Genomic DNA, 10492 nt, shown 5'->3' with positions numbered 1-10492 from the left:
CCCCTTCCCATCCCGAACAGGACCGTGAAACGACTTTGCGCCGATGATAGTGCGGATACCCGTGTGAAAGTAGGTCATCGCCAGGCTCTTATGCCCCAAAACCCCTCGACAGCTAACGCTGCGAGGGGTTTTGTCTTTGGGTTCCAGGTTCTACATCCAGTTCTGCAAAGCCAGACCAGCTTCAAATCCGTAGACTTCAAATCCCTCGATACTGTCCTGCACGCGCAACACTCTGTTTCGCGCACTGCAGTGCGGAATGCCAACTGGCGGCATCCTCTGTCAACGGCCCCTTAACTGCCTCGAATGAAGTATTTCACTTCATTACGTCCTATTTTCTGTCATCCTGATTCATCTACGAACTGGTAGGATGTCATCCTATTGGAAGCATGCTTATGGAACTGACCCAGGGCATGGTACTCAAATGCTGCAGTGCCGCAGGGAAGAAGGCCGAACCCGGAGGAGGTTGGCGTTCAGACTTGCGGGTATTCGTGGGAATCTTCTGAATCGCACGTCTTTGTCGTCGCGCCGTCAGCAGAACTTTGCGAAACAGTCTATGGTTAGCATCCGACTATGCGATGTCTCCGACAGATGGGACACGGGCCGCGAACAACGGTCATGACAACCGTCGAGAATTGAGCAGTATCTTTTGAGAATACGGGGAGCAGGGCCGCCCAAGCCGGCAGTCCTGTGCCGGACGCGCGCGCGGCGTGTCCGGTGTGTGTTTTTCCTCCAGGCCAGCACGCTGGCGAAAGCAGGGGCTCATGGCGACAATCCGCTGATCACGAATCCGAACTCGTGCCTGGTGCAGGCACGCCAATTGCGTCCACGCGCGCCGTGGCGCCTCCTGGCTTTGGCCAGGTCCAAAGAAGAACTTTCCGTTTCATCCTCGAGGAAATCGCTATGCAAGCAATGCGCGCCAAGCGTGCTTTGATTCCAGGCATGCTGGCTCTTGCCGTCACGATGTTGGTCGCGTGCGGGAAAGAGAACAAGGCCCCGGCGGCCCAGGTGCCTGAAGTGAAAGTCGTCACGCTGAAGGACGAGACCGTTACGCTCGATACATCGCTGCCTGGCCGGACCCTGGCATATCGGATTGCCGAAGTGCGTCCGCAGGTCAACGGCATCATCCAGAAGCGGCTTTTCGTCGAAGGTAGCGACGTCAAGCAAGGTCAGCAGTTGTATCAGATCGACCCGTCCACATACGAGGCTACGGCGAAAAGCGCCGAGGCCACATTGGAATCCTCGCGGCTGCTGGCGCAGCGCTATGGCAAGCTCGTGGGCGATGAGGCCGTCAGCAAGCAGCAAGCAGCGGAAGCGCAAGCCTCGTTCCTGCAAGCCAAGGCTGCTGTAGATCAGGCTCACATCAACCTGCGGTATACCAAGGTGCTGTCCCCAATCTCGGGCCGTATCAGCCGTTCGCTGGTCACGGAGGGTGCGCTGGTAACCAATGGTCAGGCCAACGCACTCACCACCATTCAGCAGCTGGATCCAATCTATGTGGACGTGACGCAGCCTTCCGCATCCATCCTGCGTCTGCGCAAGGAACTGGCGAATGGTCAGTTGCAGAACGCTGGCGCGAATGCCGCGAAGGTATCGCTGCAGTTGGAAGACGGCAGCACCTATCCGGAGCAAGGACGTCTGGAATTCACGGAAGTGGCAGTTGATCAGGGCACCGGTTCGGTGACGGTACGTGCCGTATTCCCGAATCCGCGCTTCGAACTGCTGCCTGGCATGTTCGTGCATGCCCGTCTGGCCGAAGGTGTACGGCAATCCGCGATTCTTGCGCCGCAACGTGGCGTGACGCGTGACCTGAAGGGTCAAGCAACCGCGCTCGTGGTGAATGGCAACAATGAAGTGGAACTGCGCGTGCTCAAGACCACCCGTACGATCGGTACGAGCTGGCTGATTACCGAGGGGCTGAAGGCAGGGGATCGCGTGATCGTGGAAGGGCTGCAGTTCGTCCGTCCGGGCGCGAAGGTCAACGCCACGGAGGCAACGCCAGCACAAGCCGGCGCGGTGCCTGCCGCTTCGACTCCTGCAGCCGCCGCATCTGCACCCGCAGCATCCGCGCCCGCCGCCAAGTCCTGATCCGGACTGTCGCATAAGGATTTTCCATGTCCAATTTCTTTATCGAGCGGCCGATCTTTGCGTGGGTGATTGCGCTCGTGATCATGCTGGCTGGCGTGTTGTCGATACGCTCGCTGCCGGTCACGCAATATCCCGCTATCGCGCCGCCCACGATCGCCATCTCCGTGAACTACCCGGGTGCCTCCGCGCAGACGGTGCAGGACACCGTGGTGCAGGTGATCGAGCAGCAACTGAACGGCCTGGACCGTCTGCGCTACATCTCGTCGGAGTCCAACTCCGACGGCAGCATGACGATCACGGCCACGTTCGAGCAGGGCACCAACCCTGACATCGCGCAGGTACAGGTCCAGAACAAGCTGGCCCTGGCCCAGCCGCTGCTTCCGCAGGAAGTACAGCAGCAGGGTATCCGCGTGGTGAAGTCGGTGCGAAACTTCCTGATCATCGTCGGGTTGATCTCGACTGATCCAAAGACCTCGCGCGAAGACCTCTCGAACTACATTGTCTCGAACCTGCAGGACCCGATCTCGCGTACCGCGGGTGTGGGTGACTTCCAGGTCTTCGGTTCGCAGTACGCGATGCGGATCTGGCTGGATCCGGCCAAGCTGAACAGCTTCCAGCTGGCCCCGCTCGACGTCAGCACTGCCATCAAGGCCCAGAACGTACAGGTGGCCTCAGGCCAACTGGGTGGACTGCCTGCCGTGTCCGGCCAGCAGCTCAATGCCTCGGTGATCGGCAAGACGCGTCTGCAGACTGCCGAGCAGTTCGGCAACATCTTGCTGAAGGTTAACGCCGACGGCTCTCAGGTTCGCCTGAAGGATGTGGCCGAAGTGGGCCTGGGTGGGCAGGACTACTCGATCAACGCCCAGTACAACGGGCGTCCGGCATCGGGTATCGCCATCCGCCTGGCGGCTGGCGCCAACGCACTGGATACCGTCAAGAACATCCGCAACACGTTGAACCAGCTGGAGCCGTCGTTCCCGCCGGGGATCAAGGTGGTGTTCCCGTACGACACCACGCCGGTGATTGCGGATTCGATCCACGAGGTGGTGAAGACACTGCTCGAAGCGATCGTGCTGGTGTTCCTGGTGATGTATCTGTTCCTGCAGAACTTCCGTGCCACGCTGATCCCGACGATCGCCGTGCCGGTGGTGCTGCTGGGCACGTTTGGCGTGTTGGCTGCGTTCGGCTACTCGATTAACACCCTGACGATGTTCGGGATGGTGTTGGCGATTGGCCTGCTGGTGGACGATGCCATCGTGGTGGTGGAGAACGTCGAGCGGGTGATGTCCGAGGAGGGGCTCGGGCCCAAGGAAGCGGCACGCAAGTCGATGGGCCAGATCCAGGGTGCGCTGGTGGGTATTGCGCTGGTGCTGTCCGCAGTGTTCTTGCCGATGGCATTCTTCGGCGGATCCACGGGCGTGATCTATCGACAGTTCTCGATCACGATCGTCTCGGCCATGGCGCTGTCCGTGCTTGTGGCGCTGGTACTGACACCGGCACTGTGCGCGACAATGCTGAAGCCGATCGAGAAGGGCGACCACGGCGAGCACAAGCAGGGATTCTTCGGCTGGTTCAATCGCGGCTTTATTCGTACGACGCAAAAGTACGAACGTAGCGTTGTGGGCATCCTCAAGCGCCGCGCGCCGTTCCTCTTGATCTACGTGGGCATCGTGCTGGTCATGGGCTTCCTGTTCACGAAGATTCCGACGTCGTTCCTGCCGGAAGAAGACCAGGGCGTGCTCTATGCCCAGGTGCAGACGCCGCCGGGTTCGTCGGCTGAACGAACGCAGGCGGTGCTCGATCAGATGCGTAACTACCTGCTGAACGACGAAGGCAAGATCGTCGAATCACTGTTCACGGTCAACGGCTTCAACTTTGCCGGCCGGGGCCAGAGCTCGGGTCTGGCGTTCATCCTGCTGAAGCCGTTCAAGGAGCGGGAGGGTGACGCCACCAGCGTATTCGACCTGACCAAGCGTGCGCAGGCCAAGTTCAGCACGTTCCGCGATGCACTGGCCTTTGCGTTTGCACCGCCGGCGGTGCAGGAACTCGGTAACGCCACGGGCTTTGACTTCTACATGCAGGATCAGGCGGGTCTGGGCCACGAGGCGCTGATGGAGGCGCGCAACAAGTTCCTGGCCCTCGCCGCCAAGGATCCGGCGTTGCAACGCGTACGTCCGAACGGTCTGAACGACGAGCCACAGTATTTGCTCGAGATCGACGACGAACGTGCGCGTGCGCAGGGGGTCTCGCTGTCAGACATCAACAGCACGGTGTCGATTGCGTGGGGTTCCAGCTACGTGAACGACTTCATCGATCGGGGTCGGGTGAAGCGCGTGTATCTGCAGGGCCAGCCCAATGCGCGGATGAATCCGGACGACTTGAACAAGTGGTTCGTGCGCAATGCGGATGGCGCGATGGTGCCGTTCTCGGCGTTCGCCACGGGCAAATGGGGCTATGGTTCTCCCAAGCTGCAGCGTTACAACGGTGTGCCCGCAGTGGAAATTCTGGGCGAACCGGCGGCGGGCAAGAGCTCGGGCGATGCCATGGCGGCGGTCGAGGCCATCATGAAGCAGATGCCGCAAGGGATCTCGTATTCGTGGACCGGTCTGTCGTATGAAGAACGGTTGTCGGGCTCGCAGGCGCCAGCGCTTTACGCACTGTCGCTGCTCGTGGTGTTCCTGTGTCTGGCCGCGCTGTATGAAAGCTGGGCGATTCCGTTCTCGGTGATGCTGGTGGTGCCGCTGGGCGTGATTGGCGCATTGCTGGCGACGCTGGGTCGCGGACTGTCGAACGACGTGTTCTTCCAGGTGGGTCTGCTGACCACTATCGGGCTATCGGCGAAGAACGCGATTCTGATCGTGGAGTTCGCCAAGGATCTGCATGACGAAGGGAAGGGCCTGGTCGAAGCGGCCGTGGAAGCGTGCCGCATGCGCTTGCGGCCCATCATCATGACGTCACTGGCCTTTGTGCTGGGTGTGTTCCCGCTGGCCGTGTCGCAAGGTGCAGGTTCGGGCAGCCAGCACGCGATCGGCACGGGCGTGATCGGCGGCATGATCACGGCCACCGTCCTGGCTATCTTCTGGGTCCCGCTGTTCTTCGTCGTCGTCAATGCGCTCAAGGAACGACGCGGCAAATCCGGATCGTCCTCCCTGGAAACGGGAGCCAAGGCATGAAAAGAACGCTAATTTATCTGGCCGCGGCAGCGGCGATGGCCGGCTGCAGCCTGATTCCGACCTATGAGAAGCCGGCGGCACCGGTGGATGCTGCCTATCCGCAGGGCGACGCGTACAAAGGCGCCGCCGCAGCTGGCGCGCAGACGCCGCCCGCAGTCGAACTCGGTTGGCGCGACTACTTTGCCGATCCGCGTCTGAAGCGGCTGATCGAGGTGGCGCTGGAGAACAATCGTGACCTGCGCGTGGCAGCGTTGAATGTCGACGCCTATCGCGCGCAGTACCGTATCCAGCGTGCTGACCTGTTCCCGGAAGTGGGTGCCACGGGACAGGGCACGCGGCAGCGCGTGCCGGCTGACCTGTCATCGACGGGCCAGCGTGTCATCAGCAGCCAGTACGGTGTGTCGTTGGGCACCACCGCGTGGGAGATCGATCTGTTCGGCCGTCTGCGCAGTCTGAGCGAAGCGGCGCTGGAGCAGTATTTTGCGAGCGAGGAAGCGCGCCGCAGCACGCAGATTTCGCTGGTGGCCAGCGTGGCCAACGCTTACCTGACGATGCGCGCCGACGAGGCGAACCTGAAGGTAACGCGCGAGACATTGGGCACCTATGAGCGTACGTACAACCTGACGAAGCGCAGCTTCGAGGAAGGCATCGCATCGCGGCTGGACCTGCGCCAGTCGCAGACGCAGGTGGAGAACGCGCGTGCTTCGCTGGCACGCTATACGCGCCTGGTGGCCCAGGACGCGAATGCGCTGACGCTGCTGCTCGGTGCGAGCATGCCGATGGATCTGCCCGAAGGACTGGGGCTGGATCAGAAGCTTGTGGCCGATGTACCGGCTGGTGTGCCGTCGGATTTGCTGCAGAATCGTCCGGACATCCTGTCGGCCGAGCACCGCCTGAAGTCGGCCAACGCCGATATTGGCGCCGCACGTGCGGCGTTCTTCCCGCGCATTGCGCTGACTGCCTCGGGCGGTACGGGTAGTCGCCAGTTGTCCGGCTTGTTCGATGCCGGATCAGGTACGTGGCTGTTCTCGCCGCAGATTACTGTGCCGATTTTCACGGCCGGTAGCCTGCGCGCGAGCCTGGACTACGCAAAGATCCAGAAGGACATCAACATTGCCACGTACGAGAAGACCGTGCAGTCGGCGTTCCGTGAAGTGTCCGATGGATTGGCCGCGCGCGGCACGTTTACCGATCAGCTCGATGCGCAACTGCGGCTCGTGGAAGCCAGCCGGGATTATTTCCAGCTGGCCGAAGGCCGCTACCGCACGGGTGTGGACAGCTACCTGACCTTGCTTGATGCGCAGCGGCAACTGTTCACCGCGCAGCAGGCGCTGATCGATGCCCGCCTGAACCAGTTGACCAGCGAGGTCAACCTGTACAAGGCACTGGGCGGCGGACTGAACGAAGTTACGGGTGCTCCCGCACCAGATGCTGGCACGACGACGGGCAGCACGTCGCAGGCCGGCAAGTCCGCGTCGTAGATCCACGCGGCACCAAGTAGACCTCGAAGAGGCAGCTCAGGCTGCCTCTTTTTTCTCCGGCAGATGGACGGCGCTCGCCCTATAATTCCGTAATCATTGATCGCACAATAATTGATCGGGCAATAGATATGGCTGTGGATACACGTCCGACGCAGGGCGATGAGCCGAAGGTGCAGGATACGGGGCAAGTGTTGCCGTTCCGGGAATCGCTGTTGGCGATGCTGGGCATCGCGTTCGTGGTGATGCTGGTGGCTTTGGACCAGACCGTCATCAGTACGGCGCTGCCCACAGTGGTGGCCGAACTGCAGGGATTCGAATACTACGCGTGGGTCGCCACCGCCTACTTCCTGACATCCGTCATCACGGTGCCGATCTTCGGGCGGCTGGGTGATTTCCATGGCCGCAAGCCGTTCGTGCTCGCATCGATCGTGGTGTTTCTCGTGGCCTCCGTGTTGTGCGGGATGGCAACCAGCATGCCGTTCCTGGTCGCGGCGCGAGCCCTGCAGGGCATCGGCGGCGGGATGCTGGTAGGCACGGCGTTCGCCTGTATTCCGGATCTGTTCCCTGACCCGCATGTCAGGCTGCGGTGGCAGATCATGATGAGCACGGCGTTCGGGTTGGCCAATGCAATGGGTCCATCACTGGGCGGCATCCTGACCGAATGGTTCGGCTGGCGTGCCACGTTCTTCATCAACGTCCCGGTCGGGTTGATCGGGCTGGTCTTCGCGTGGCGCTATGTGCCGCATTTGCGCCAGCAATCGAACACGGGGCCGGTGCGCATCGACTGGCTCGGCGCGCTGTTGATCGCGGTGGGGCTGGGTAGCCTGCAACTGTCCGTGGAATGGTTGCCCGAGCGCGGTGCAGTGGTGGCGCTTGGCTTGATGGCCTTGTCAATTGCCGCATTCGTGGCGCTATGGCAGTGGTCGCGCCGCTGTGAATTCCCGATCTTGCCGCTCGAGATGTTCCGCAATCCCGGATTGGCGCCGCTGTTCGTGCTCGGCGTGCTGGGCGGATTCGCGATGTTTGCGCTGCTGCTTTACGCGCCGCTGCTGTTCCAAGGCGGCTTTGGCTATTCCCCGAAGGAAGCGGGGCTGCTCGTCACACCACTGGTGGTCTGCATTACCATCGGCAGCATCGTGAATGGCCGCATTATTACCCGCATTCCGCAACCGAATAGCATGCTGTATGCGGGATTCGCCATGTTGGCGCTGGCGTTGCTCGGATTGTCCCAAGCCACGCGAAGCATGCATCACAACGTGCTGTTGGCAATCATGTTGTGCGCGGGACTTGGCCTGGGTTTTGTCCTGCCGAACCTGACCGTCTTCGCACAGCAGGCTGCAGGGCGCGCGAACCTCGGTATTGCCACGGCGATGCTGCAATCGCTGCGTATGGTCGGCGGGATGGTAGGGACTGCACTCGTTGGCACGCTGGTCACGCGCAGCTATATGTCAGGCGTAACCACTGCGCTGGCTTCGGCCGATGCATCCAGCTACGCGGCGCGAATGACCGATCCGCAGATCCTGATCGACAAGGCGGCGCAGACGGAATTGCTGACCAACCTGCAACAGGCAGGGCACAATGGAGCCTTGCTGCTGGAGCAGGCGCGGCTGTCGCTGGTCAATGCGATTCACCTGGGTCTGTTGCTGGCGGCCATAGCGGCGCTGATCGGTATCTGGCGCACGCGCCGTGTGCCGCCGATCAAGCTGGAGCGGGCGCAGGAACCCGCGATGGCTGCGGACTGACGACGTCCACGATTTCCCGTACACGACTTCCCCGCCAACTGGAGATTCGACTTTGGAACTGGAGCGACAAAGCCTGGCCGTATTGCAACAGTTCGGACGCACATACCGGGCCTACGCCTCGGCGTTCGAACAACGCATCGGGCATCCCTTGCCGCGTTGGCGCATTCTGTCTGCGCTGTATGGCCACGAAGGCCCCATCGCGCAAAAGCCACTTGCCGATCGCGTGGGGATGGACCCGGGCGCGTTGACGCGCCAGCTCAAGGCACTGCAGGAACTCGGCTGGATCGAGCGTACGACGAGCGAGCGCGACAACCGGATGACCAACGTCACGCTGACCGCGGCTGGCCGGGAAGTTGTCGACCAGGCCATGCCACGCCGCTCCGAATTCCTGCAGGAAGTGCTCGCGAACGTGTCCGAGACGACGATGCACAACCTGTCGAAGGGCCTCGGCCAGCTTGAGGCCGGCATCGCCGATGCAGTGGCCACCACCGCCGAACGCGACGCCGCCTGAAGTGCGTTTGATCCCTCGATTGGCCCTCCGCTAAGTCCCGAGCAGCAGCGCGGCGATTGCCGCCGGATTCGACGGGAAATAGAAGTGGACATAGGAAGCCGTCAGGCTTCCTGCCCGGTACACCGCCTCACCTTTCCCGCCTGGTCGCGGCGATGTCGCCGATATCGCGGGTGCCAGTGTCGATTCCGTGGTCGAGTAGTGGAAGGTGTGCCCACGTATTTCGTTGCTTTCCGGCGGTAGGCCAGTCCACGGCAGCAAGGCCATCTGGTGGCCGATCGCTGCCAGCTTGCGTTGCATCGTCACCGTGCCCGGTAGCAGACCGGCCATCGCGTGCGGTGCTCCATCCCGATCCACAAGCGTTTCGAACAGCGCCATCATGCCGCCGCACTCTGCGAGCATCGGCAGGCCGGAGGCGTGCGCACCGCGCAGTGCCTGCAGCATGGACAAATTGCTGGCGAGCGCGGCGCCATGCAATTCAGGATAGCCGCCGGGCAGCCATACGGCATCGCACTGCGGGAGCGCGGCGTCATGCAATGGGGAGAACCACACGAGATCGGCACCGAGCGCGAGCAGCGTATCGACATTGGCGGGATAGATGAAGCGGAACGCATCGTCGCGTGCAATGGCAACACGTTTTCCGGCCAACAATGGTGGCACTGCCGCCATCGGCGCATGGCGGAAAGGCACAGCCAGTGGCAGCTCGGCCACCGGCAGCGTAGCCAATGCATCGGCCAGATGGTCCAGCCGCGTCATGAGGTCGGGCAGTTCGTCGGCGCTGAACAGTCCAAGGTGCCGCTCCGGCAGACTGGCTTCGACATGGCGGGCCAACGCACCGGCCCATTTCATTCTTCCGCGGAGGCTTTCCTCCAGCATCAAGGCATGACGCTCCGTACCGACGCCGTTGGCAAGCACCTGCATGGCGCAGAACGATTCGCCATAGTTCGCCAGTCCGTGCGCAATCGCGCCGAAGGTCTGTGCCATCGCGCCGGCCTGAATCACAGCCAGAACGGGCAGGCCGAACAGTCGCGCCACATCGGCGCTGCTTGGCGTACCGTCGTGCAGTCCCATGACCCCTTCCACAAGGATAAGGTCTGCATCGCGGGCCGCTTCAGCCAGTCGCGCCCGCGCGTCGGCTTCGCCCGTCATCCAGAGATCGATGCTGTGTACCGGCGCGCCACTGGCGGCCGCCAGCAAGGTGGGATCGAGGAAATCGGGGCCGGTCTTGAAGATGCGCACGCGGCGTCCCTGGCGCGCATGCAGTCGTGCGAGCGCGGCAGTGACGGTAGTCTTGCCCTGTCCCGACGCCGGTGCGGCGACGAGCAGGGCGGGCACCGCGAGCGGGTTGCCGGCGAGGGGCGCGGTGGATGGAGATGACATGGGCGCTTGAAGGCTGGCAGATGGAAGGCTGGCCTGCAGGCAGGGATCGAGGGCCCGGCCTGTGGGCGTGTCGGCTGGGTCGGTGGTCGGGCCGACGGGTGGAGCGATTATAGCGAGCGGCTT

The 10492-nt window shown here is 62.3% G+C and carries 6 protein-coding genes and 1 rRNA gene; 6 read left to right on the top strand and 1 reads right to left on the bottom strand.

Going from position 1 to position 10492, the window contains the following annotated elements:
• From rrf to FFS21_RS09460, 6 genes are all read left to right on the top strand, one after another.
• A 5S ribosomal RNA gene (gene rrf, locus FFS21_RS32890) occupies positions 1-86 on the top strand; the annotation flags it as partial.
• Positions 87-900: 814 nt separating this feature from the next.
• On the top strand, positions 901-2085 hold the full coding sequence (locus tag FFS21_RS09480) for an efflux RND transporter periplasmic adaptor subunit (RefSeq protein ID WP_137924565.1): 1185 nt from the start codon (positions 901-903) through the stop codon (positions 2083-2085).
• Positions 2086-2111: 26 nt separating this feature from the next.
• The gene (locus tag FFS21_RS09475; RefSeq protein WP_137924564.1) at positions 2112-5258 is read left to right on the top strand and encodes an efflux RND transporter permease subunit; all 3147 of its coding nucleotides are present in this window, start codon (positions 2112-2114) and stop codon (positions 5256-5258) included.
• Positions 5255-6739: an AdeC/AdeK/OprM family multidrug efflux complex outer membrane factor gene (locus FFS21_RS09470; protein WP_137924563.1), complete on the top strand. Its 1485-nt coding sequence runs from the start codon at positions 5255-5257 to the stop codon at positions 6737-6739. The genes FFS21_RS09475 and FFS21_RS09470 overlap by 4 nt, the downstream gene beginning before the upstream one ends.
• A gap of 128 nt (positions 6740-6867) precedes the next feature.
• The gene (locus tag FFS21_RS09465) at positions 6868-8481 is read left to right on the top strand and encodes an MFS transporter (protein WP_502705159.1); all 1614 of its coding nucleotides are present in this window, start codon (positions 6868-6870) and stop codon (positions 8479-8481) included.
• 52 nt (positions 8482-8533) lie between these two features.
• Positions 8534-8992 (top strand): MarR family winged helix-turn-helix transcriptional regulator, encoded by a 459-nt coding sequence (locus FFS21_RS09460; protein ID WP_137924562.1) that lies wholly within the window; start codon positions 8534-8536, stop codon positions 8990-8992.
• Positions 8993-9022: 30 nt separating this feature from the next.
• On the opposite strand, the gene FFS21_RS09455 is transcribed toward FFS21_RS09460, so the two are convergent.
• On the bottom strand, positions 9023-10369 hold the full coding sequence (locus FFS21_RS09455) for a cobyrinic acid a,c-diamide synthase CobB (RefSeq protein WP_137924561.1): 1347 nt from the start codon (positions 10367-10369) through the stop codon (positions 9023-9025).
• Between the last annotated feature and the right edge of the window lie 123 nt (positions 10370-10492).

Source organism: Cupriavidus sp. 2SB, assembly GCF_005503625.1.
Classification (GTDB): Bacteria; Pseudomonadota; Gammaproteobacteria; order Burkholderiales; family Burkholderiaceae; genus Cupriavidus.
This window is presented reverse-complemented; position numbering and strand designations above follow the sequence as displayed.